Source organism: Pandoraea sp. ISTKB, assembly GCF_001721285.1.
Classification (GTDB): domain Bacteria; phylum Pseudomonadota; class Gammaproteobacteria; order Burkholderiales; family Burkholderiaceae; genus Pandoraea; species Pandoraea capi.
Genome location: NZ_MAOS01000025.1, coordinates 44,012 through 67,157, shown reverse-complemented (window position 1 = coordinate 67,157; position 23,146 = coordinate 44,012). Strand labels below are relative to the sequence as shown.

General features: G+C 64.4%; 17 protein-coding genes. 8 read left to right on the top strand and 9 right to left on the bottom strand.

The genetic code is table 11. The annotated features are described in order from the left end of the window. Positions 1-40: 40 nt before the first annotated feature. The 3 genes from A9762_RS07395 to A9762_RS07385 are packed head-to-tail and all read right to left on the bottom strand — an operon-like array spanning position 41 to position 2,343. Positions 41-817, bottom strand: coding sequence for an amino acid ABC transporter ATP-binding protein (locus A9762_RS07395; RefSeq protein WP_069341390.1), 777 nt, complete (start codon positions 815-817; stop codon positions 41-43). Further along, positions 814-1,482, bottom strand: coding sequence for an amino acid ABC transporter permease (locus tag A9762_RS07390; RefSeq protein WP_069341389.1), 669 nt, complete (start codon positions 1,480-1,482; stop codon positions 814-816). Before A9762_RS07390 ends, A9762_RS07395 begins: the two co-directional genes overlap by 4 nt. A gap of 9 nt (positions 1,483-1,491) precedes the next feature. Further along, positions 1,492-2,343, bottom strand: a complete 852-nt coding sequence (locus A9762_RS07385; RefSeq protein ID WP_069341388.1) for a transporter substrate-binding domain-containing protein — start codon at positions 2,341-2,343, stop codon at positions 1,492-1,494. Positions 2,344-2,607: 264 nt separating this feature from the next. On the opposite strand from A9762_RS07385, the gene A9762_RS07380 reads away from it, so the two are divergent. The 5 genes from A9762_RS07380 (at position 2,608) to A9762_RS07360 (ending at position 11,499) form a co-directional block, all read left to right on the top strand. Further along, positions 2,608-3,615 carry an isopenicillin N synthase family oxygenase gene (locus A9762_RS07380; RefSeq protein ID WP_069341387.1) on the top strand — a complete coding sequence of 336 codons (1,008 nt, stop codon included), beginning with the start codon at positions 2,608-2,610 and terminating at the stop codon, positions 3,613-3,615. Between the two features lie 152 nt (positions 3,616-3,767). Continuing rightward, positions 3,768-7,727, top strand: coding sequence for a trifunctional transcriptional regulator/proline dehydrogenase/L-glutamate gamma-semialdehyde dehydrogenase (gene putA, locus A9762_RS07375; protein WP_069341386.1), 3,960 nt, complete (start codon positions 3,768-3,770; stop codon positions 7,725-7,727). Between the two features lie 126 nt (positions 7,728-7,853). After that, the gene (locus A9762_RS07370; RefSeq protein ID WP_069341385.1) at positions 7,854-9,287 is read left to right on the top strand and encodes an MFS transporter; all 1,434 of its coding nucleotides are present in this window, start codon (positions 7,854-7,856) and stop codon (positions 9,285-9,287) included. A gap of 86 nt (positions 9,288-9,373) precedes the next feature. Beyond that, complete coding sequence (locus A9762_RS07365; protein ID WP_069341384.1) at positions 9,374-10,573, top strand: CaiB/BaiF CoA-transferase family protein; 1,200 nt, start codon at positions 9,374-9,376, stop codon at positions 10,571-10,573. A gap of 89 nt (positions 10,574-10,662) precedes the next feature. Continuing rightward, positions 10,663-11,499, top strand: coding sequence for a citryl-CoA lyase (locus tag A9762_RS07360; protein ID WP_069341383.1), 837 nt, complete (start codon positions 10,663-10,665; stop codon positions 11,497-11,499). Positions 11,500-11,526: 27 nt separating this feature from the next. Here A9762_RS07360 and A9762_RS07355 read toward each other — a convergent pair whose 3' ends face one another. Beyond that, positions 11,527-12,285 (bottom strand): IclR family transcriptional regulator, encoded by a 759-nt coding sequence (locus A9762_RS07355; protein WP_069341450.1) that lies wholly within the window; start codon positions 12,283-12,285, stop codon positions 11,527-11,529. Positions 12,286-12,496: 211 nt separating this feature from the next. Here A9762_RS07355 and A9762_RS07350 point away from each other — a divergent pair, with 211 nt between their 5' ends. Together A9762_RS07350 and A9762_RS07345 are read left to right on the top strand one after the other, a co-directional pair. Further along, positions 12,497-13,129: a hypothetical protein gene (locus A9762_RS07350; protein WP_069341382.1), complete on the top strand. Its 633-nt coding sequence runs from the start codon at positions 12,497-12,499 to the stop codon at positions 13,127-13,129. A 118-nt stretch (positions 13,130-13,247) separates the two neighbouring features. Further along, positions 13,248-14,417: an AAA family ATPase gene (locus A9762_RS07345; RefSeq protein ID WP_069341381.1), complete on the top strand. Its 1,170-nt coding sequence runs from the start codon at positions 13,248-13,250 to the stop codon at positions 14,415-14,417. A gap of 60 nt (positions 14,418-14,477) precedes the next feature. On the opposite strand, the gene A9762_RS07340 is transcribed toward A9762_RS07345, so the two are convergent. After that, on the bottom strand, positions 14,478-15,899 hold the full coding sequence (locus tag A9762_RS07340) for an aldehyde dehydrogenase family protein (RefSeq protein ID WP_069341449.1): 1,422 nt from the start codon (positions 15,897-15,899) through the stop codon (positions 14,478-14,480). Between the two features lie 136 nt (positions 15,900-16,035). Here A9762_RS07340 and A9762_RS07335 point away from each other — a divergent pair, with 136 nt between their 5' ends. Further along, entirely contained in the window at positions 16,036-17,007 is a 972-nt protein-coding gene (locus A9762_RS07335) for a LysR family transcriptional regulator (RefSeq protein ID WP_069341380.1), read from the top strand. A 38-nt stretch (positions 17,008-17,045) separates the two neighbouring features. On the opposite strand, the gene A9762_RS07330 is transcribed toward A9762_RS07335, so the two are convergent. The 4 genes from A9762_RS07330 to A9762_RS07315 form a co-directional block, all read right to left on the bottom strand. Then, a complete protein-coding gene (locus A9762_RS07330) occupies positions 17,046-18,518 on the bottom strand; it encodes an NAD-dependent succinate-semialdehyde dehydrogenase (protein WP_069341379.1) in 1,473 nt (490 codons plus the stop codon). Between the two features lie 65 nt (positions 18,519-18,583). After that, a complete protein-coding gene (locus tag A9762_RS07325; RefSeq protein ID WP_069341378.1) occupies positions 18,584-19,963 on the bottom strand; it encodes an aspartate aminotransferase family protein in 1,380 nt (459 codons plus the stop codon). A 179-nt stretch (positions 19,964-20,142) separates the two neighbouring features. Then, complete coding sequence (locus tag A9762_RS07320; RefSeq protein WP_069341377.1) at positions 20,143-21,528, bottom strand: aspartate aminotransferase family protein; 1,386 nt, start codon at positions 21,526-21,528, stop codon at positions 20,143-20,145. Between the two features lie 64 nt (positions 21,529-21,592). Then, a complete protein-coding gene (locus A9762_RS07315; RefSeq protein WP_069341376.1) occupies positions 21,593-23,068 on the bottom strand; it encodes an NAD-dependent succinate-semialdehyde dehydrogenase in 1,476 nt (491 codons plus the stop codon). Positions 23,069-23,146: the final 78 nt, after the last annotated feature.

The window sequence follows — 23,146 nt, the reverse complement described above, 5'->3', positions numbered from 1 at the left end:
GACCCGGTATTTCGGAAAAACGGGGGTCGGGGTTACGACGCTACGAGGCGAAGCGCTCCAGGAACGACATGATGCGAGGATTGTCACGTCGACCGAAGATCTCTTCCGGTGCGCCCGAGCCGGCGATCTTGCCGGCGTCCATGAAACAGACGCGATCGGAGATTTCGCGGGCGAACGCCATCTCGTGGGTGACGAGAATCATGGTCATGCCGTCTTTCGCCAGTCCGGCCATCACCTGCAACACTTCACCGACGAGTTCCGGGTCGAGTGCCGATGTGGCTTCGTCGAACAGCATGGCTTTGGGCTCCATGGCGAGCGCGCGGGCGATGGCCACCCGCTGACGTTGCCCGCCCGACAGGCGATGGGGGTACTGATCGGCCTTGCCGGCGAGGCCCACGCGAGACAGCAGGCTCATGGCGAGATCCTTGGCCTCCGCACGCTTCATCTTCTTGATGTGGATGGGGCCTTCGGTAACGTTCTCCAGCACGGTCTTGTGCGGATACAGGTTGAAGTGCTGAAACACCATGCCGAGATCGCGTCGCAGCATGGCCGAGGCGCGTTGGCCGACATGTCCGGCGCGACCGATCTTCTGGCCGAAGTCGAACGCGTGCGGCCCGACGTTGAGTGTGCCGGCGTCCGGAATCTCAAGCAGATTCAGGCAGCGCAACAACGTCGACTTGCCCGATCCGCTGGGGCCGATCAGCGAGACGACCTGCCCCTTCTTGACATCCAGATCGATGCCTTCCAGAACGACGTGTTCGCCAAACGTCTTCCCGATGCCCTTGACGGCAATCATTTGCTCGGCAGCCATCTTCATGCTTTTGCACCTCCCACACGACGCTCCACGTACTCGGCAAAGCTGGTAATCGGAAACAGAACGACCAGATACAGCACGGCAATCGCCGTATAGACCTCAAGCGGACGATAGGTGGCCGCCGTGATGACGCTGCCCTGATACACCAGATCCGCCACGGTGATCGTCGAGACGAGCGACGTGTTCTTCAACTGCATGACCGTCTGGTTGATGAACGACGGAATCATCAGGCGCACCGCCTGCGGCAACACGATTCGCCGGAACACCATCGTCGGCAGCATCCCGGTCGCCTTGCCGGCTTCCCATTGCCCGCGATCGACGGCGGCGATACCGCCACGGAAGATCTCGGCATAGAAAGCGCCGGTGTAAAGACTCAGCGTCAGGAAGGACGCCATTTGCGGCGACAACGTCGTGCCGGTCAGCACCGGCAGGGCGTAATACATCCAGATCAGTTGCACCAGCAGCGGCGTGCAGCGAAAGATCTCGATGTAAAGGCGAAACGGCGCGGCCAGTGCCTTGGGCGCAAACGAGCGCGCGCATCCTGCAATCAGTCCGATCGCCAGTCCGGCGGCCACGGTCGTCACGGTATAGAGCAGCGTGAGCCAGAGGCCGCTCACGAAGAGCGAGCGGTACTGCCAGATGATGGAGAAGTCCCAGCTGTAACCCATGACGTCGACTCAGAAATGCACTTCGGGTGGGATGTTGCCCGGATTGATACCGGCATTCGCGAGGGCGGCGAGCAGCCATTCGCGGGTCGTGCCGAGCGTGCGGCTGTAGTCGGCCCACGTGCTGAGGAAGTCGCGCCAGCGCTTGTCCGGCTCGGTGCGAACGCCCATGTTCACCGGCATGGTCAGTTCGGGCTTCGGAATCGACAGGTCGCCCAGTTGCGGATTCTTCTTGAGGGCATTGATCGCCAGCATGGTCAGCACGACCACGTAGTCGGCTCGCCCGCTGGTCAGCGCGAGGAAGGCCAGATCGCGATTCTTGAAACCGAGGATCGACGACTTCGGAAGGTAGCGGCGGGCGATCGTTTCGTGGGTCGTGCCCAGATCCACGGCGATGCGAATGTTCGGCTTGTTGATGTCTTCCCACTTCGCCACTTTCGCTACGCCCTTGCGGCCGATGACGGTGAACGAGTGGACGAAGATCGGTGTGGTGAAGTCGATCGACAAGGCGCGCTGCGGCGTGGGGTTCAGGGCGAAGGCGATATCGACCTTGCCGGATTGCAGATCGAGCACGGAGTTGCCGTACGTCGATTCGACCTCCACGACACTCGCGCCGAAGTTCGAGGCGATGTCCTTCGCCATGTCGATGCAGGCGCCAGACCAGACGTTCGAGACGATGTCCTTGTGGAAGTACGGCTCTTCACCCGCAAACGCGGCAATGCGCAACACCTTGGATTGCTTCACGCGATCGAACGTCGATTGCCCGGCCGTCGCCTGCGCTGCCGCCGGCGTTGCAACCGTAGCAGCGGCTGCGGCCCCGATACCGGCAACCACCGAGTGGCGCAGAATTTCGCGTCTGTTCATCACTTACCCCTGTCTGTTGGTTGGGTTGATCTTCGCTGGCTTAACGAAGGTTGCACTTCGTGATCCATTCGACGATGTGGATTCTTGGACCGACAAAATAAAAGTGCAACTTTTTCTAATAAAGGTTAACCCTGTGTCTCATCGGGTTGCACTTCTTATTTTGTTTGGGCAGCATTTCGGGCATCTGCGACGCTTTCAGCCCGAATTCTCAAGGCGAAAGGTTGCACCTTTCCTTTCCCACCTGGTGTGATACCTGAGGCGATGATGAGCAACGATAACAAGGCCGATGCGTACTATTCGGCAAAAGCAGTCGACGAATCCTATATCCCGGTCATCGACATTTCTGCGCTGGTGAGCGGCGACGAGAGTGCGGTTGCAACGGTTGCAACCCAGATCATGGAGGCGTCCCAGCGCATCGGTTTCTTCTACGTGAAGGGGCATGGCATCGCGCCTGACGTGACGAACCGGGCAACGGCGGCGATGCGTGAGTACTTCTCGCTGCCGTCGCAGACCAAGGCGCATTGCCCGGTGAACAAGAGCCAGCGCGGTTGGATGGCCACCGGCGTGGCACGTCTGGAGGGCTCCAAGACGCACGATCTGAAGGAAATCTTCTTTTGGGGGCCGGAGCAGTGGTCGGCGCGTCTGGAGCAGCAGAAGGAGACCGACTCGCTGATCGCTGACAACGTCTGGCCGGACGCCGACTTTCCCAAGCTGCGCCAGGATCTGCTGCCGTACTACGACGCCACGATGAAGGTCGGTCATCGTCTGCTGGCGGCGATTGCCGTCGGTCTGGGCATGCCGGACGACTTCTTCGCCAAGCGCTACACGAGTCCGATGGCGCGCGGTCAACTTGTCTACTACCCGGTTTCCACGGCGTCGGACGAAGCCGAAGAGCGTTTCGGCTCGGCCCCGCACACCGACTTCGGCGTGCTGACGCTCCTGTTGCAGGATCTCAACGGCGGGCTGCAAGTGCTGACGAAAGACGGCGAGTGGATCGAGGCGGCGCCGATCGAAGGAACGCTCGTGTGCAACATCGGCGATCTGCTCAATCGCTGGACGAACGAGAAGCTGAGTTCCAACCTGCACCGCGTGATCAACCGTTCGGGTAACGAACGACACTCGCTGGTCGTTTTCTTCGATCCGGACCCCGACGCCGTCGTGGATCCGGCCGACCTCGGGTTTCCGGAAGGCCATGACAAGTATCCGGCCGTGACGGCGTCCGAATACATCCACGGCAAGAACAAGAAGAACTTCACGCAATACAAGAACTGAGCGGTATTCCAGCCGGGGCGCGGGCGCATTTTGCCCGCGCCGGCAGCCCTCGGCGGCGTACAATGCCGCGAGGTTGCTCCGTTGGTGCCCGGGACGTCGATGCTCGTGAGTGCTGAGCAACAAATCGATCATGCCCATCACCCTCTGGAATCATGGCTAGCACCACGCTTGGCGTCAAAGTCGACGATCTGCTTCGTTCGCGCATCAAACATGCGGCAACGCGACTCGACCGAACCACTCACTGGCTCATCAAACAAGCGATTCTGGCTTACCTCGAAAACGTGGAGAGCCTTCCCCCGACGGGCGAGCTGTCGTTGCTCGAACGTGCGGAGTCCGCCGATGCCGTCGAGGCGTCCGGGGCGGCGGCCGACGACGCGGTGCCGCATCCCTTTCTCGAATTCGCGCAGAACGTTCAGCCCCAGTCGGTGCTGCGTGCCGCGATTACGTCTGCCTACCGGCGTCCCGAGCCGGAGTGCGTTCCCTTTCTGATCGGACAGGCCAAGCTTCCCGAAGCCATGGGCGCAGACGTCGATGCGCTGGCGGGCCAACTGATTCAGGCGATGCGTATCAAACACCCGGGCAGCGACATCGACGGCTTGCTCAAGGCGTTCGGGTTGTCGAGTCAGGAAGGCGTGGCGCTGATGTGTCTGTCGGAGGCGCTGTTGCGCGTGCCGGACCGCACGACTCGCGACGCCCTGATTCGCGACAAGATCAGCAAGGGCGACTGGTGGTCGCATCTGGGGCAGGGGCGATCGATCTTCGTGAACGCGGCGACCTGGGGCCTGATGATTACCGGCAAGCTCGTCCCCACGAACAGCGAAGTCGGCCTGTCATCGGCGCTCACGCGGTTGATCGGCAAGGGCGGCGATCCGCTGATTCGCAAGGGCGTCGACATGGCCATGCGGCTCATGGGCGAACGGTTCGTGACGGGCGAGAACATTTCCGAAGCGCTCGCCAACAGCGGGAAGTACGAAGCGCTCGGCTTCCGTTACACCTACGACATGCTCGGCGAGTCGGCCATGACCGAAGCCGATGCCCTGCGCCATTACGCCGCGTATGAACAGGCGATTCACGCCATCGGCAAAGCGGCGGGCGGGCGGGGCGTCTATGACGGCCCGGGCATTTCGATCAAGCTCTCGGCGTTGCATTCGCGGTACTGCCGCGCGCAGTTCGAGCGCGTCGAGCGTGAGCTGCTGCCGCGCGTGCGTGCGCTTGCGGTGCTGGCGCGCCACTACGACATCGGCCTGAGCATCGACGCCGAAGAGTCCGACCGTCTCGAAATTTCTCTCGATTTGCTCGAAGCGCTGTGCTTCGATCCGGATTTGCAGGGATGGGACGGCATCGGGTTCGCCTTGCAGGCCTATCAGAAGCGCAGCCCCTTCGTGGTCGACTACCTCGTCGATCTGGCTCGCCGCAGCGGGCGGCGGATCATGGTGCGTCTGGTCAAGGGGGCCTATTGGGACGCGGAAATCAAGCGAGCGCAGGTCGAAGGCCTCGAAGGCTATCCGGTCTTCACGCGCAAGATCTATTCCGACATGTCGTATCTGGCCTGCGCCAAGAAGCTGCTCGCTGCGCCCGATGCCGTCTATCCCCAGTTCGCCACGCACAACGCCTATCTCGTCTCCACGCTTTACCATCTCGCCGGTGAGGCGGCGACCCCCGAACCCTACGAATTCCAGTGCGTTCACGGCGCCGGCGAAGCGCTTTACGAAGACGTGATCGGGGAGGGCAAGTTGAACCGGCCCTGCCGGATCTATGCGCCCGTGGGAACGCACGAGTCGTTGCTGGCGCACCTTGTCCGACGGTTGCTCGAAATGGAGCATGGCTCGCAGGCGTCGCTCGCCGACCGGGTCGCGGGCATCAACGAAGCGGCCGACGACGTCATCGTCAATTCGGTCAATGCAGCGCTGGACATTGCCCCGCTGGGCGCGCCCAACGAAAAGATTCCGCTACCGCGCGATATCTACGGGCCGGAGCGCGTGAATTCGACCGGCATCGATCTTTCCAATGAGCATCGTCTGGCGTCGTTGTCTGCCGCCTTGCTCGCCAGCACTAACGATCGCTGGCGCGCCGCCCCGATGTTGCAGAGCGACGAAGGGGTTGCCGCCGGTCAGGCCGAGCGTGAGGTGCGCAATCCGGCGGATCGTCGGGACGTCGTGGGCAAGGTGGTCGATGCCACCCCCGAGCACGTGTCGATGGCACTGAAGTACGCTCTGGCGACGGCGCCTATCTGGCAGGCGACGCCTGTCGACGCGCGTGCGGCGTGCCTGACGCGCGCGGCGGCGTTGCTCGAAGCACAGACCCCCAACCTGCTGGGACTGATCGTGCGCGAGGCCGGCAAGTCCGTGCCGAATGCCATCGCCGAGGTGTGTGAAGCCGTCGATTACCTGCGCTACTACGCGGCCGAAATCCTGCGCGAGTTTTCCAACGACACGCACCGCCCGCTGGGGCCGGTGGTCTGCATCAGTCCTTGGAATTCTCCGCTCGCCACCTTCCTCGGACAGGTATCGGCGGCGCTGTCAGCCGGCAATACCGTCATTGCCAAACCGGCGGAGCAAACGTCGATCATTGCGGCACAAGCCGTGCGTATTCTTCGGGCAGCGGGTGTGCCGGCCGGTGCAGTACAACTGCTGCCGGGCGATGGCCCGACGATCGGCGCCGCGCTCGTCGCCGAGCCCCGAACGCGCGCCGTCATGTTTACCGGGTCGACGGAAGTCGCCCGGACGATCAACCTCCGCCTGTCGAAGCGGCTCGATGTCGACGGCAAACCGATTCCGCTGATTGCCGAAGCGGGCGGTCAGAACGCGATGATCGTCGACTCGTCGGCCCAGGTGACGCAGGTCGTTGCCGACGTCATGCAATCGGCGTTCGATTCGGCCGGGCAGCGATGCGCCTCGTTGCGTGTGCTGTGTGTGCAGGACGACATCGCCGATCAGGTACTCGACATGCTCAAGGGCGCCATGCGCGAACTCGCCGTGGGCAATCCCGATCGTCTCTCGACCGATGTCGGTCCGGTCATCGATCACGAGTCGAAGCATGTGATCGAGACCCACATCGCGGCACTGCGCGACAAGGGACGCAAGGTCGAGCAGGTGCCATTGCCGACAAGCTGCGCGCAAGGCAGCTATGTGGCACCGGCGCTAATCGAGATCGACAACCTTGCCGAACTCAAGCGCGAAATCTTCGGACCGGTGCTGCATTTCATGCGCTTCGAGCGCAGCGCACTGAACGCGCTGCTCGATCAGATTCACGCGTCGGGTTACGGACTGGCGCTGGGCATTCAGACGAGAATCGACGAGACGATTGCGCACGTCGTCAATCACGCCCGCGTGGGCAACATCTACGTGAACCGCAACATCGTGGGCGCCGTGGCCGGTGTGCAGCCGTTCGGCGGCGAGGGACTGTCCGGCACGGGGCCCAAGGCCGGCGGCCCGCTGTATTTGCAGCGGTTGCTCTCGCGCTATCCGATGGGCTTGCCGAAGTCGCTGGCCGAGACGCTGGTGGTGTACGAAGCGGCGTCGCTCGATACGCCTGCGGCGGCGCTGAGCGCGTTGCGCGAATGGGCTATCGGGCAGAGCGATCCGCGCACGGCGGCGCGTACCGACGAGTATCTGCCTTATGCGCTGGCGGGCGCGACCGCTACGCTGCGCGGACCGACCGGCGAACGTAACGTCTACACACTGAGCCCGCGCGGCAACGTGCTGTGTGTGGCGGCAACCGCTTCCGGCGCGCGGGCGCAGTTCGCCGCTGTGCTGGCGACCGGCAACCATGCCGTCTTCGAGGGGGCTTCCGGCGAGCATCTGGTGGCGAGCTTGCCGGAATCGCTTGCGGCGCATGCCACGTTGCGTGCATCGCCGGCATCGGTGGCATCGGAGGCATCGGAAGCAGACGACATTCAGGCCGTGCTGTTCGAAGGCGACGGCGACGAGCTGTTGTCGTTCGTGTCCGATCTGGCCAAACGAAAAGGGCCGATCATTCCGGTGCAGGGGATTCGTTCCCACGCACTCGAGAGCGGCGCGGAAGACTATGTGCTCGAACGACTGCTCGTCGAGCGCTCGATCAGTGTGAATCTCACCGCGGCAGGCGGCGAAGCGCAGCGAACGACGATCTAAGGTTTTTCTCCGCGTAAACCCCGATATCCGCCCCCCATGCGGAGGCATACCCTTCGACTTCTCTTAAAACAGAACGTCATTCTGTCTGACAGAATGATCAGCAACACAATCCAAAGGAGGATTGAGATGTCGAGTTTGCCTGTCGGCGCGGTGTCAGCGTCGTCTGCCGCCCATGCCGGGCCGTCCGACGCAAGTCGGCAGATCAACGCGCGTATCGACCGACTGCCGGCGACGCGTTCCATCTGGACACTCATCCTGCTCATCGCCATCGGTGGCTGGTTCGAGTTCTACGACCTGTTCTTCACTGCGTACGTCGGCCCCGGCCTCGTCAAGAGCGGTCTCTATTCCACGACGACGGCTTCGTTCTTCGGCGTGTCGGGACTGGGCGCCTTCGTCGCGGCCTCGTTCGCTGGGCTGTTCATCGGCACGTTCTTCCTGACGGGCCTCGCCGATCGCTACGGACGTCGCACGATCTTCACCGTCTCGCTGCTCTGGTATTCCATCGCCACGCTCATCATGGCGTTCCAGACCACGGCGCCGATGATCAACCTGTGGCGTCTGATCGCCGGCATCGGCGTGGGCGTCGAGCTGGTCACCATCGACACTTACGTCAGCGAACTCGCGCCGAAGCACCTGCGCGGCCGCGCTTTCGCCTTCATGCACCTGATCCAGTATCTGGCGGTGCCGGCCGTGGCGCTGCTGTCGTGGTGGCTCGTGCCGCAACAGGTTTTCGGTATGGACGGCTGGCGTACCGTGGTCATCGTCGGCGCGCTCGGTGCGCTGGTCGTCTGGGCGATTCGCCGCCGCGTGCCGGAAAGCCCGCGCTGGCTCGCTCAGCAAGGCCGCACCGCCGAGGCGGAAGCGATCGTCAAGGATCTCGAAGCGCGCGTGCAACGGGAGTCGGGTCGCGCACTGCCGCCGCCGGTGCTCAGCGTCGAACCCGCTGCCACGAAGGCCAGGTTCCGCGAAATCTGGCAGAAGCCGTATCGCCGTCGCGCCATCACGCTGCTGGTGTTCAACCTGTTCCAGGCCATCGGCTTCTACGGTTTTGCCTCGTGGGTGCCGACGCTGCTCGTGTCCAAAGGCATCACGATCACGCACAGCCTGATGTACTCCTTCGTGATCGCCATCTCGAACCCGTTCGGCCCGCTCATCGGCATGGCCATCGCCGATCGTATCGAGCGTAAGACGCTCGTCGTGCTGTCCGCGCTTGGTATTGCGGTGTTCGGTTCGTTGTTTGCGGTGCAGTCGTCGCCCGCCATGCTGATGATTCTCGGCGTTGCGATCACCCTGTGCGGCACGCTGCTGTCCGTGGGGTATCACGCCTATCAGACCGAACTGTTCCCCACGCGCATTCGTGCCCGTGCCGTGGGCTTCGTGTACTCGATGTCGCGTCTGTCGGCGATGTTCTCGGGCTTCATGATCGCCTTTGCGCTGCGCCATTTCGACGTGACCGGCGTGTTCGCACTGATCACGTTCGCGATGGTCATGGTGATGGCATCGATCGGCCTGTTCGGCCCTCGCACCAATCAGCGCACGCTCGACGAAATCTCTCACTGAGGCGCTTGCCCTGACACCGGATCCCGGGTCAGGGCACATCACCGCCTCAATTCATGCAACCGCACACGCAACATCAGGAGCCAACGATGGCATTGCCGCTCGCCGGGGTGAAAGTCCTCGATCTCTCCAACGTTCTCGCCGGACCGTTCTGCGCCTACCAACTGGCGCTCATGGGCGCCGACGTGACCAAGGTCGAAAACCCGGACGGGGGCGATCTCGCGCGTCGGCTGGGCGCCGACAAGGACGCGGCGGCGCGTCAGATGGGCGCTTCGTTCGTGGCCGTCAACGCCGGTAAACGCTCGCTCACGCTGAACCTGAAGGACCCGCGCGGTAAAGCCATCCTGAAGGATCTCGTGGCGTCGAGCGACGTGCTCGTCGAGAACTTCCGCCCCGGTGTCATGACACGTCTCGGTCTCGATTTCGACGCTCTGCGCGAAGTGAATCCGCGTCTGGTCTACTGCGCGATTTCGGGCTTTGGTGCGGATGGCGAACTGTCGTCGCGTCCTGCCTACGATCAGATCATTCAGGGCATTTCCGGCGTGATGAGCGTGACGGGAGATGCGCAAAGCGCGCCACTGCGCGTGGGCTATCCGGTCTCGGATACCGTCGGCGGGCTGACGGCGGCCTTCGCCATCTGCGCGGCATTGCTCGATGCGCGCACGACCGGTCAGGGACGCATGCTCGACGTCTCCATGCTCGAAGCCACGCTCGCGACGATGGGCTGGGTCGTGTCGAACTATCTCAACGCCGGCGTCGCCCCGGTGCCGATGGGCAACGAAAACTTCACCGCAGCCCCGTCCGGCACCTTCCGTACGGGTGACGGATTGCTCAACATCGCCGCGAACGAAACGCGTCAGTTCGTCAGCTTGTGTTCATTGATCGGACGCCCCGACATCGCCGACGATCCCCGCTTCGCGCAACGCGACACGCGCAAGCAGAATCGTCATGCCCTCAAGGCGGAGATCGAAGCCGCGCTCGCGCAGGACAGCGCTGCGAACTGGGAGACGAAGCTCGTGGCGAGCGGCGTGCCTGCCGGGCGCGTGATGTCGGTGCCCGACGTGCTCGCGCATCCGCATCTTGCCTCGCGTGAGTTCGTGCGCGAGCTGAGTGTGCCGGGCGAAGCGCAACCGCAACGCGTCACGCGCGCGGGCTTCCGGCTGTCGGACGGCGACGCCGCGCCGGGTGCCCCCGCGCCGTCGCTCGGTGCCGATACGCAGGTGCTGCTCGCGGGGCTCGGCTACGACGATGCTGCCATCGATGGATTGCGCGCTGATGGCGTGATCTGACCGGCGCAGCTTTCCTCAGTCATGAAGACTGAGTCATGCCGACTCACTCATGACGACTTACTACAGCACGCTCACCACGTGAACCGACCATGAACCCCACTCTCGATGCTGCGGCGCTGTGCGCCGACTACTGGAGCACGTCGATCATCGATATCCATCCGGGATCGATCAACGTGCGCGGCTATCCGATTCAGGACCTGATCGGCAACGTCAGCTTCCCGCAAATGATCTGGCTGATGCTGCGCGGCGACTTGCCGACGGACGCACAGGCGCGTCTGCTCGAAGCAGCGCTCGTCGCCTCGGTCGATCATGGGCCGCACGCGCCATCCATTGCGATCTCGCGTATCGCGACGAGTTGCGGCTTGCCGCTGAACGGCGCGATGGCATCGGCCATCAACGCGCTGGACGACGTGCACGGTGGCGCCGGGCAACAGGCCGTGGAGCTGTACCAGGACATCGCGCAGCGTCTCGCCGCCTCGCCGTCCGGGGTGCCGGACATGACGGCTGCGGTCGCCGAGGGTATTGCGGCGTTCAATGAAGCGCACGGCAAGTATCTACCGGGCTTCGGGCATCGTTTTCATCCGGTGGACCCGCGGGCGACCCGACTGCTGGCGATGGTCGATCAGGCGGTGGAACAAGGCGTGATCGAAGGCCATTACGCCGCCATTGCACGCGGTATCGAAGCGCATCTCAAGGCGCGCAAGCAAAAGCCGGTGCCGATGAACATCGACGGCATCACGGCCGTGATCTACGCCGAGCTGGGATTTGCGCCGGAGCTGGCGCGAGGAGTGTTCTGTCTGTCGCGCGCCGTGGGCATTCTGGCGCACGCGTGGGAGCAGCGCGGACGCGGGGAGCGCAACAAAGGCCCGCTGCCGCGTCAACTGCCTTACCGCTATACCGGCGAGCCGGAGCGCTCGTTTCCCTGAGTCGGAGACGTCAGGGACGCAGTACGCTTAAGACGCCTGAGACGTTTGAAAGGCGCGCCACGCGGCGCGCACGCTTCGCGAGTCGCCACCGAGTCCATCGGTGGCGCGCGCGGCGCACGAAAACAGATCGGGCAGATGACGCTCGATGAACGCGCGGTCGATGCGCGAGCTGGGGCCTGCCAGCGTCATCACACCGCGCAGCGCCTGGCGCACGCCGAACACCGGCATCGACACCCCCGCCGTATCGCGCTCGCGATCGCCCATCGATACGCTGTAACCGTCTGCACGAATACGGTCGTAGGCGTCGCCCTGTTGCCCGCCGAACGCGAGCAACGCGAGGCCACCCGAGCCGTGTTCCAGCGGCAATACGTCGCCCTCCCGAACGTGGAACCGCACCGCATGCGTCGAATCGACGCGATGCAGACACACGCGCACGGCATCGTCACGCACGTAAAACGACACGCTCTCGCCGCTCACGTCCGCCAATTCCCGCATCAGCGGCAGCACGATGTCGCCGAGGTTCAGGCTGCGCTGATACAGCGCGCCGAGCATGAACGTGGCCGGGCCGAGCTGATAGCGGCCGTCGTCGAGCCGCACGAGCATGCGGTGCTGGATCAGCGCACCGGCCAGTCGCAGCAACGTGCTTTTGTACAGTCCGGTGCGGGCAGCCAGCTCGGCGAGCGTGAGGGCATCGTCGTCGGGTTTGAACGCGAACAGGATGGCGCAGGCGCGGTCGATGACGGCAACGCCGGAGCTATCTTTCGGTTCAGGGGTAACGTCGGACATCGGGTAGGCAGGCGCAAGGTTGCGGCAATCGATCAAAACGTCGAGTGTATGCCATGTCGAAGCGCTGGCGCGAAATCCCATACGTTGGCATCAGGCGAATCCCGATCGCCCGCGTCGCGCGCAGAAAGCGAAAACTGGCGGACGACATCGCAAAATGATCTGTCGAATGCGTTCCATTCTGGAATCTCCCTTCACTCGATGGAGATCCATCATGATTCATCTCACCTCGACCACGCCGCTCACGATGGGCGTAGACCATGCGACGACCGTACCGGCGGGCTCAACGGCCGGCGTTCTGCCCGAAATCGCGTCGACCTTCTCGTCTGCACACCAGATGCCTGTCATGAGCACTATCGCGCCAGCTCGACTATCGGTGGGTCTTGGGGGGGCGAGCGGCTACCGCATCTCGATGGAAACGTTGCCAACCGGCGTTCTGCAACTCTCGATCAAATCTCTGGCGTCCCTTCAGACGGCCGCACCGCTCTCGCAGCAGCAAAGCGCTATGGGCGTGGTTGCGGAGGAGCCGGGCAGCGACGGCAGGGTGTCGGGCGGTTCGCATCGCGATCCCAATGCGCTTGAAGCGTCCCCCGCGGCTCTCTCGACGGCATTGCTTTCGGATCGCGGCGAACCCTGTCCCCAGGCGGGCGAGGACGATGGGCAAGTAGAAGAGATGGTGCAACAGACTCGCTCGATAATGTTGCGCCGTAAGCATCCCGATAGATCGACAAGCGACGAAGATTCAGACTCGAGCGGGGGCGACAACTGGAAGACGCCAAAGAACGGTTCGTCGCAGCCGCCGAGGCGGAACCCGTCGGTCGGACCGGACTCTGAGAGCGACGACTAGTCGTTCAGGTCGGCGAGGGGAATCGCTCAGCGGCGTAATGCCTCTGGGCGACCCATGGGTGAGCATCGGCAAATTAGGATAATGTTGCCGATTCCCGACGACCCCCGTCCTGTTCGCCATGCTCACCGCACTCGCCATCGAAAACTACCGCTCCATCCAGTCGCTCGTGATGCCGCTCACGCGCCTGAACGTCATCAGTGGCGCGAACGGCAGCGGCAAGTCGAACCTTTATCGGGCGTTGCGTTTGCTGGCGAGTGCCGCGACCGAGGGCATCGTGGCCCCGCTGGCGCGTGAGGGCGGTCTGACGTCGGTCATGTGGGCCGGACCGGAAGAGATCACTCCCCGGATGCGACGCGGCGAGGTGCCGATACAAGGTGGGCCGCGCCGCAAGCGGCCGCGGCTACGTCTCGGGTTCAGCAGCGAGACCTTCGGTTATGCCGTCTGCATGGGCATCTCCAATACCGAGAACACCGCGTTCTGGTCTGACCCCGAGTACAAGCGGGAGAGCATCTGGGTCGGGGATTTTCTGCGACCCGCCAGCACGCTCGTCGACCGCGACGGCTATCTCGTCAAACGAAAGTCGGGGCGTGAATGGGTGGCCGTGACGACCAGTCTTCCGCGTTACGAAAGTCTGTTCTCGCACATTGCCAACGACGACACGTGTCCCGAAGTCTTCACAGTGCGTGAGCGAATTCGCAACTGGCGGTTTTACGATCACTTCCGCACCGATGCGGATGCGCCCGCGCGATGCCCGCAAATCGGCACGCGAACGCTCGCACTTCATCACGACGGGCGCGATCTGGCCGCCGCATGGCAGACGATTCGTGAAATCGGCGATCGCGAAGCGCTCGACGACGCGGTCTCCGACGCGTTCCCCGGCGCGAGCGTGAGCATCGAGCTGGATGGTCGGAGCGGCTTTCTGCTGCGTTTCCAGCAGCACGGCTTGCTGCGCGAGTTGAGCGCCGCAGAGTTGTCCGACGGCACCCTGCGATATCTGCTCCTGATCGCGGCGCTGATGACTCCGCGTCCTCCCGAGTTGATGGTGCTCAACGAACCCGAAGCCAGTTTGCACCCGGACTTGATGCCTGCGCTCGGTCGACTGATCCGCCGTGCGTCGCAGCGCAGTCAGCTATGGGTCGTATCGCACTCGGCGCGTCTGGCCGCTGCACTGGAGGAGGACCCCGAATGCAATGCCATCAAGCTCGACAAATCGTTTTCGGCAACCACGATTCTCGATCAGCATCGGTTCGACCGCCCGGCGTGGCGCTGGCCGGACAACGGCAAGTGACAGCGCGTCTGGCACTTTACCGGAACGGGTAACTGGCTGGCGCTATCGCAAAGCACCGCCTCACAGCACGCCGAGGACGGCCTTCGGTTCCATGAAGGCTTCGATGCCGTAGGCGCCATACTCGCGTCCGATGCCCGACTGCTTGAAGCCGCCGAACGGCGCCGCTGGCTCGTGGGCAAGGGTGTTGACGAGCACGCGTCCCGCCTCGATTTGCGACGCCACCGCGGCGGCGCGCGTCAGATCCGACGAGCACACATAAGCCTGCAAGCCGTATGGCGTGTCGTTGGCAATGGCGATGGCCTCCTGCTCGTCGCGATAGGCGATGATCGAGAGCACCGGGCCGAAAATTTCCTCGCGGGCAATCGTCATGTCGTTGCGCACGTCAGTGAACAGCGTCGGACGCACGAACCATCCCGTCGCCACGCCGTCCGGGCGTCCCTCACCCCCCGCCAGCAAGCGCGCACCCTCGTCGATCCCGATGCGGATGTAACGCTGCACGCGATCCCACTGCTTGCGACTGACCATCGGCCCGATACTCGTTTGCGGATCGCGCGGATCTCCCGACTGGAAGGCCGCGACCGCCGCCACGATCCCTTCCTCGAATTCACGCAGACGCGATTGCGGCACCAGAATACGCGTGCCCGCGATGCACGCCTGACCGCTGTTCATGAACCCGGCATTCAGGGCGAGCGGAATGGCTTCGTCGAAATTCGCATCGTCGAGCACGATCATGGGCGACTTGCCGCCAAGCTCCAGCGTCACGCGCTTGAAGGTCTCCGACGCCGTGCGCAGAATCGTGCGTCCCACTACCGTCGATCCCGTGAACGACACCTTCGCGATATCCGGATGCGAACTGATCTCCGCACCGACCGTGTCGCCGCGTCCCGTCACGATGTTGAAGACGCCCGGCGGCAACTGTGCCTCGTGCAACGCTTCGGTCACGATGCGCGTCTGGATCGCGCTCATCTCGCTCGGCTTGATGACGGCCGTGCACCCGGCGGCGAGCGCGGCGGCCAGCTTGCCGCAGATGAAGCCCGCATCGCTGTTCCACGGCGTGATGAGACCGGCCACGCCAAGCGGTTGCATGACGACTTCCGCCGTGCCCGCGCGACGCACGAACGCGTAGGTCTCGAGCGTTTTGGCCGCTTGTTCGATGACGTCGCTCGCATGGCGTGCCATCCAGCGTGCGCGCGAGACCGGCGCGCCGTACTCCTCGATGACCGCTTCAAGTAGTTCGTCTTCGCGCGCCAGAACGGCCGCGTGCATGCGCCGCAACATCGCGATGCGCTCGTCCTTGCTTGTGCGGGAGAAGGCGGGGAAGGCACGCTTGGCCGCCGCAATGGCGCGGCGGGCATCGTCGGCATCCGCCAGACGCACGCGGCCGATGACTTGCTCGGTGGCCGGGTTGAAGAGGTCGAAGTATTCGTCGCCATGGGGCGTGACGAACGCGCCGTCGATATAGATTTGCTCGATGATTTGCATGATCTTGTCCGGAATCAAGGGAAGCGAAAGGCATCTGCGGGGATCGCAGGGGGAATGCCGACAACTCACGATAGAGCAGCGACATTGGCCTGACTAGCCGTACAATCGTGGATGCCTTGTTGAAGGATTCAGGACAATGAGAACGTCAGGCCTTGCCGAGCTGGAAGCCGTGATGTCGGTGGCGCGACATCGGAGTTTTCGCGCTGCCGCGAACGATCTGGGCGTGTCGACGTCGGCGCTGAGCCACGCCGTGGCGGCGCTCGAAGCGCGCATCGGCGTGAGGCTCTTCAACCGCACTACGCGCAGCGTCTCGCTCTCGGAGGCGGGCGCGCAGTTCGTGAGCAGCATCGCACCGGCGCTCACGACCATTCAGACGGCGCTCGACGAGGCCGGCACATTTCGCGACACGCCGTCCGGCACGTTGCGCATCAATACCTCGGCCGGCGCGGCGCATCAGGTCATGCCGGTGCTGATCGACTTCTGCGCACGATATCCCGACGTAAAGCTCGATATCGTGACGGAAGGCAAGCTGATCGATATCGTGGTCGACGGCTTCGATGCGGGCATTCGCCTCATGGAGATCGTGCCGCAGGACATGATCGCTGTACCGTTCGGTGACCGCCAGCGCTTTGCCGTCGTGGGCAGTCCGGCTTACTTCGCGCGCCACAAGCCGCCCCGGACACCGGCCGACCTGCGGCATCATCAATGCATCCGCAGCCGGATGCCGAGCGGCGCGATCTACCAATGGGAGTTCGAACGGCACGGCGAAGTCGTGCGCGTCGACGGCACCGGCCCGATGACGCTGGACGAGACGGGACTGATGCTGATGGCGGCGCGTGCAGGCGTGGGCCTCACGTACCTGACCGAATGGACGGTGCAGGCGGATCTGGCGGCAGGCACGCTGGTGCGCGTGCTCGAAGCCTGGACACCGCCGCTCGACGGTCTGGCGCTCTACTACCCGGGACGACGTCATATCCCGGCAGCGTTGCGTGCACTGATCGAGGTGATTCGCGAACATGCCGATGCGCAACGCGTCGCACGGAAACCGCAGCCAAGAGCGCCGACAACAACGCCGACAAAAAAGCGCGCTACCGCCAAACGTGCGTAGCGCGCTGAGTCACCTGCGTCGCCGCAAGCCGACGACAATCAGTCCAGTCCGCCCTGACAGACGTACTTGATCGACAGGTAGTCGTCGAGTCCGTACTTCGATCCTTCGCGGCCGTATCCGGACGCCTTCACCCCGCCGAACGGCGCAGCCTCGCTCGATACCGCGCCTTCGTTCATGCCGATGACTCCGGCTTCGAGGCGTCGCGCCACGCGTTCCGCCCGCCGCATGTTCTGCGTGTAGAAGTAGGCGGCCAGCCCGAACGGCGTGTCGTTGGCACGCGCAATCACTTCGTCTTCGCTTTCGAAGCGGAACAGCGGCACCACCGGCCCGAACGTTTCCTCCTGACTGACGAGCATGCCGTCGGTGACGTCGGCCAGCACGGTCGGCGCGAAGTAGTGCGGCCCGAGCGACGGCAACGTCTTGCCGCCGGTCAGCGCGCGTGCGCCGTTCGACACGGCATCGTCGACGTGGCGTTCGATCTTCTCCACCGCGCGACGATTGATCATGGGGCCGATCTGCGCATTGGCATCGCTTGCCGGGGCGACATGCAGTGCTTCCACGCGCTTGGCCAGCAATGCGGCGAACTGTTCGTAGACACCGGCCTGCACATACACGCGATTCGGGCACACGCAGGTCTGCCCGCCATTGCGGAATTTCGACGCCATCAGGCCTACGACGGCGGCTTCCAGATCGGCGTCGTCGAAGACGATGAACGGCGCATTGCCACCGAGTTCGAGCGAGAGCTTCTTGAGCGTGCCGGCCGATTCGCGCGCCAGATGAATGCCCACGGCCGTCGAGCCGGTGAATGTCACCTTGCGCACGCGCTCGTCGGCAAGCCAGTCGGCGACGGCCTCGATGCCGCGCGTGCGAGACGCGGTAATCATGTTGAGTACCCCCGGCGGCACGCCCGCTTCGACAGCCAGTGCCGCCAGCGCGAGTGCGGTCAGCGGCGTGTCTTCGGCGGGCTTGGCGACGACTGTGCAGCCCACGGCCAGCGCCGGGGCGATCTTGCGCGCGATCATGGCGAGCGGGAAGTTCCACGGCGTGATTGCGGCGACGACCCCGACCGGTTCCTTGACCGCCGTCATGCGTTTGCCCGGCTGTTGCTGCGGGATGATGTCGCCGTAGACCCGTGTGGCTTCGCCTGCGAACCAGTCCACGTACGACGCGCCGTACACGACTTCACCGCGTCCCTCCGACAGCGGCTTGCCCTGTTCGAGCGAGATCAGACGGGCGAGATCGTCGGCGTTCGCCAGAATCAGCGCGTGCCAGCGCTTGAGCACTTCGGCGCGCTCGCGCGGCAGCTTGGCGCGCCAGGCGGGCAGCGCGCGGTAGGCGGCGTCGGTGGCGGCGCGCGCGTCGACGGCAGTGCTGTCGGCAACGTCGACCAGCAGGGCATCACTGGCCGGGTTAAGCACCGGGTAATGACCGGCGTCGCGGGCATCGGTCCATTCGCCGTTGATCAGGTTCTGACGGCGCATCAAATCGGGGCGTGACAGGGAAAGCGACATACGAGCGTGTCTCCGGGGATTCGGGTATTCGAGTATTCGGGGGCGTATCCGTGATTCGGGACGGTTCAGGCGCGCAGTGCGGCGCGCACGTCGGCCGCTTCGAGCACGTCGTCGAGTGTGGCGCGCACGCGCGAGAACAGTTCGGCGAAGTCTTCCGCCGTGAAGCACAACGCGGGCGCAAAGCCGAGGATGTTGTCGCCGAACGCGCGGAAGATCACGCCGTTGCGATACGCCGCCGCGCCGATGCGTTCATGCAGCTTGAGCGACGGATCGAAGCGCTGGCGCGTCGTCTTGTTCGCGACGAGTTCGAGCGCACCGAGCAACCCGCGATGGCGCGAATCGCCCACGAGCGGGTGATCGAGCAGGGCGTCGAGTCCGCCCGCGAAGGTGGCGGCCTGCGCCTGACCGTTCGCCAGCAAGCCGCCTTCGTCATACAGCTTCAGGCAGGCAAGCCCGATGGCCGCGCTCACCGGATGTGCCGAGTACGTCTGACCATGTCCGACGGGCGAGCCTTTCGCGGCGTCGGCAATGGCTTGATAGATGGCGTCCGACATCAGCACGGCGCCCATCGGCGCGTAGCCGGCGGTCAGCCCTTTGGCGAGGGTCATCAGATCGGGCGAGACGTCTTCCGCTTCGCACGCGAACATCGGGCCGGTACGCCCGAAGCCGGTGATGACTTCGTCTGCGACGAACAGGATGTCGAGCCGCTTGCATGCGTCGCGCATGGCGCGCAACCAGCCTTTGGGCGGCACGATCACACCGCCCGAGCCCTGCACCGGCTCGCAGAAGAAGGCCGCGACGTGTTCGGCGCCCAGTTCGCCGACCTTCGCTTCGAGCGCGGCCACTGAGGCGGCGATGATCGCCTGCGGATCGTCCGGCGTCGCACTGCGGTACGGGTAGGGCGACGGGATGTGATGCTGCGTCGGCAGCGGCAGATCGAAGTTGCGGTGGAAGGCAGGCAGTGCCGTCAGCCCGGCGCCGGTCGACGACGATCCGTGATAGCCACGCTCCAGCGCAATGAAGTGCTTCTTGGACGGCTTGCCGATGGCGTTGTAGTAGTGGGTGATGAAGCGCACGGCGGCGTCGACGGCATCCGACCCGCCGAGCGTGAAGTACACGTGCTGCAACGACGGGGGCGCGAGCGCCACGAGCTTTTGCGCCAGTGTGATGGCCGGTGCCGACGCGAAGCCGAAGTAACCCGTGGCGTACGGCAGACGATTCAACTGCTCGGTCGCCGCTTTCACGATGGACGCCTGTCCGTACCCGGTATTCACGCACCACAGTCCGGCGAAGCCGTCGAGCAGGGCGTTGCCGTGGGCGTCGTGCAGCCATGCGCCGTTACCGCTGGTGAGGATCGTCGCCCCCTGCGCTTCGTGTGCGCGGTAGTCGGCTACGGGATGGATCAGAAACTGGCGATCGGCCTCGATCAGCGATTCGTTGGACATGCGCGGCACCTCGGGCGGTAAGGGAATGAGGGGGCGGTCCGCAGCGTCTGTGGTGCGGACCACCGTGTCATCCCATTAAAGACGCGCCGAAATTCGCGGTCATCCTACGAATCGATGGAGACGACGGGCGCAATGTGCTGCTTCCCGTGGGGGATGCGCGCCGTCATGCCGCGACGGCGTTAGCGCAGCACCTGCGTGGCGACGTCGTCCACGGCGGCCCGCGCGATGCTGACCATCTCGTCGACGTCGGCGCGCGTGGCGATCAGCGGCGGCGCGAAGCCGAGAATGTCGCCGTGCGGCATGGCGCGCGCAATCATGCCGCGAGCGAGGGCCGCCGCGGATACGCGCGGGCCGACCTTCATGGCAGCGTCGAACGGCTGACGCGCCGCACCATCGGCCATGAACTCCACCGCCGCCAGCATGCCGACGTTACGCACTTCGCCCACGAGCGGATGCGCGTCGAATGCCGCATGCAGCTTCTCGCCGAAGTACTTGCCGACGTCGGCCGCGTTCTGCGTGAGGTTCTCGCGCTCGAGAATGTCGAGGTTGGCGAGGGCGGCGGCCGCGCAGATCGGGTGCCCGGAATACGTCCAGCCGTGCCCCATCGGGCCGTTTTCACGCGAGCCGCGCTCGATCACGTCCCACACGCGCTCGCCGACGATCACCCCCGAGAGCGGCGCGTAGGCGCTCGTCAGCCCCTTGGCGATGGTGATGAGGTCGGGCGTCATGCCGTAGTGCTGCGACCCCATGGGCGAGCCCAGACGTCCGAAGCCGCAGACGACTTCGTCGGCGATCAGCAGAATGTCGTGACGGCGCAGCACGGCTTGAATCGCGTCCCAGTAGCCGGCCGGCGGCGCGATGATCCCGCCCGTGCCCATGACCGGCTCGCCGATGAAGGCGGCGATCGTGTCCGCGCCTTCGCGCGCGATGAGCTTTTCCAGTTCCTCGACGCAATGGGCGACGAACGCCGACTCGCTCATGCCTGCCGGCGCCTTGCGATACCAGTGCGGACAGACGGTGTGATGCACGCGCTCGACCGGCAGGTCGAAGTGCTGATGGAAGCTCGGCAGGCCCGTCAGGCTACCGGTGACGATGCCGGAGCCGTGATACCCGCGATCGCGCGAGATGATCTTCTTCTTTTGCGGACGGCCGAGCACGTTGTTGTAGTACCAGACGATCTTGATCTGCGTTTCGTTGGCGTCCGAGCCGGACAAGCCGTAGTAGACCTTCTTCATGCCGGTGGGCGACCAGTCGATGATGCGCTTCGACAATTCGATGATGGCGTCGGTCGAATGGCCGACATACGTGTGGTAATAGGCGAGCGACGAGGCCTGCTTGTGAATGGCGTCTGCCACTTCCGTGCGGCCATAGCCGATGTTCACGCAGTAGAGACCGGCGAAGGCGTCGAGATAGCGACGTCCCTCGTGGTCTTCGATGCGCAGGCCTTGCGCGGTGCGGATGATCTTGCCCGGCAGCGTGCCGCTCGCGTGATCGGCGGCGTGCGTGGAGGGATGCATGAAGTGCGCGCGGTCCTGCGCGAACAGTTGCTCGGTCGAGGCGGTCATGGGGCGTCTCCTGGATATCGGTGAGGTGAAGCGAAAAAGGGAAAGCGGCGGGTCGGCAAGCCCATCAGCCGTGGTGAACGGGAATGCCGAGGTTGCCGAGGCAGAAGTACTTGGTTTCGGTGAAGGGTTCGAACCCGTCGGTGCTGCCTTCGCGACCGAGGCCCGAGGCCTTCATGCCGCCGAACGGCACCGGCGCGCCGGTGAACTTCACGCCGTTGATGCTGACCATCGCGAAGTCGAGCCGGCGGATCAGCGTGAAGATTTCGTCGATGCGTCGTCCGCAGACATAGGCGGCCAGGCCGTACTCGGTGTCGTTGGCGCGGGCAACGACTTCATCGAGCGAGTCGAAGGCGCACACGGCTGAGATCGGGCCGAAATTCTCTTCGTCGTAGATGCGCATGCCGGGGGCGGCGTCGGCCACGACGGTCGGACGATAGAACCAGCCGCCCAGCGGATGCGGCTCGCCGCCGACGGTGATCTGCGCGCCCTGACGACGCGCGTCTTCCACGCGGGCGGCTGTCGCATCGAACGCGGCCTGATGCATGAGAGGACCGACGTCGACATCGTCGGAGAACGCCGCGCCGACACGCAACCGGGCAACTGCCTGCGTGTAGCGATCGACGAATGCGCCGTAGCGGGCGCGGGCAACGAAGATCCGGTTCGCTGCGCAGCAATCCTGTCCGGATGTCTGGAACTTCGCGGCGACGGCGATGCGCACGGCCTCGTCGAGATCCACGTCGTCGAGCACGATGAACGGTGCATTGCCGCCGAGTTCCAGCGCGAGCTTCTTCACGCCGCTGGCCGCCGCGGCCTGTGCGACGAGTTGGCCCACGCGCGTCGATCCCGTGAAGCTGACAGCCCGCACGCGCGCGTCGCTCACGAGGGTGCGCATGGCCATGTCCGGCTCGCCCAGCACCACGTTGAATACCCCCGGCGGCAAGCCCGCTTCGTCTGCCAGTTGTGCGAGCGCCAGTGCGCTGAACGGTGTCTCGTGCGCGGGTTTCACGACGACCGGACACCCGGCGGCAAGCGCGGCGGCCGCCTTGCGCGTGATCATTGCAAAGGGGAAGTTCCACGGCGTAATGAGCGCGGCGACGCCGACCGGCTCGCGCACCGTGCCCAGTTGCGCGCCATCGATATGCGAGGTGATGCTGCGCCCGTCGAGCCGACGGGCCTCATGGGCATACCACTCGATGAACGAGGCGCCGTAGCCGATCTCGCCGCGCGCTTCGTGCAGCGGTTTGCCTTGCTCGTGCGAGAGCAGGACGGCGAGGTCTTCGGCGTGCTGCCGGATCAGCGCATGCCAGCGCAGTAGCGCAGCGGCGCGCGTGTTGGCGGGTGTCCAGCGCCATGCGGCGAAAGCACGCTCGGCGGCATTGACGGCGCTGCGGATCTGATCGCGCGTGAGCAGCGGTACGTGCCCCAGCGTCGACTGGTCGGCGGGATCGACGACTGCGATGGACGCGGCATCGTCGCTATGCGTCCAGCGTCCATCGATGTAGCACAGCGATTTGAACAGCACCGGGTGGTCGAGCAACATCGGCAATCTCCTGACATGGCGTTCGTTCGTCATGCAGAGATTGTCGGGGGCATCGCGCCGGTGTTTTTTCTGTTCGGA

Bases quoted from the DNA above. Each gene is read 5' to 3' on its own strand.
- A9762_RS07365 (WP_069341384.1), top strand. From the start codon at position 9,374: ATGGCATTGCCGCTCGCCGGGGTGAAAGTCCTCGATCTCTCCAACGTT.
- A9762_RS07395 (WP_069341390.1), bottom strand. From the start codon at position 817: ATGAAGATGGCTGCCGAGCAAATGATTGCCGTCAAGGGCATCGGGAAG.
- putA (WP_069341386.1), top strand. From the start codon at position 3,768: ATGGCTAGCACCACGCTTGGCGTCAAAGTCGACGATCTGCTTCGTTCG.
- A9762_RS07330 (WP_069341379.1), bottom strand. From the start codon at position 18,518: ATGTCGCTTTCCCTGTCACGCCCCGATTTGATGCGCCGTCAGAACCTG.
- A9762_RS07335 (WP_069341380.1), top strand. From the start codon at position 16,036: ATGAGAACGTCAGGCCTTGCCGAGCTGGAAGCCGTGATGTCGGTGGCG.
- A9762_RS07325 (WP_069341378.1), bottom strand. From the start codon at position 19,963: ATGTCCAACGAATCGCTGATCGAGGCCGATCGCCAGTTTCTGATCCAT.
- A9762_RS07390 (WP_069341389.1), bottom strand. From the start codon at position 1,482: ATGGGTTACAGCTGGGACTTCTCCATCATCTGGCAGTACCGCTCGCTC.
- A9762_RS07360 (WP_069341383.1), top strand. From the start codon at position 10,663: ATGAACCCCACTCTCGATGCTGCGGCGCTGTGCGCCGACTACTGGAGC.
- A9762_RS07315 (WP_069341376.1), bottom strand. From the start codon at position 23,068: ATGTTGCTCGACCACCCGGTGCTGTTCAAATCGCTGTGCTACATCGAT.
- A9762_RS07380 (WP_069341387.1), top strand. From the start codon at position 2,608: ATGAGCAACGATAACAAGGCCGATGCGTACTATTCGGCAAAAGCAGTC.
- A9762_RS07320 (WP_069341377.1), bottom strand. From the start codon at position 21,528: ATGACCGCCTCGACCGAGCAACTGTTCGCGCAGGACCGCGCGCACTTC.
- A9762_RS07385 (WP_069341388.1), bottom strand. From the start codon at position 2,343: ATGAACAGACGCGAAATTCTGCGCCACTCGGTGGTTGCCGGTATCGGG.
- A9762_RS07355 (WP_069341450.1), bottom strand. From the start codon at position 12,285: ATGTCCGACGTTACCCCTGAACCGAAAGATAGCTCCGGCGTTGCCGTC.
- A9762_RS07345 (WP_069341381.1), top strand. From the start codon at position 13,248: ATGCTCACCGCACTCGCCATCGAAAACTACCGCTCCATCCAGTCGCTC.
- A9762_RS07350 (WP_069341382.1), top strand. From the start codon at position 12,497: ATGATTCATCTCACCTCGACCACGCCGCTCACGATGGGCGTAGACCAT.
- A9762_RS07370 (WP_069341385.1), top strand. From the start codon at position 7,854: ATGTCGAGTTTGCCTGTCGGCGCGGTGTCAGCGTCGTCTGCCGCCCAT.
- A9762_RS07340 (WP_069341449.1), bottom strand. From the start codon at position 15,899: ATGCAAATCATCGAGCAAATCTATATCGACGGCGCGTTCGTCACGCCC.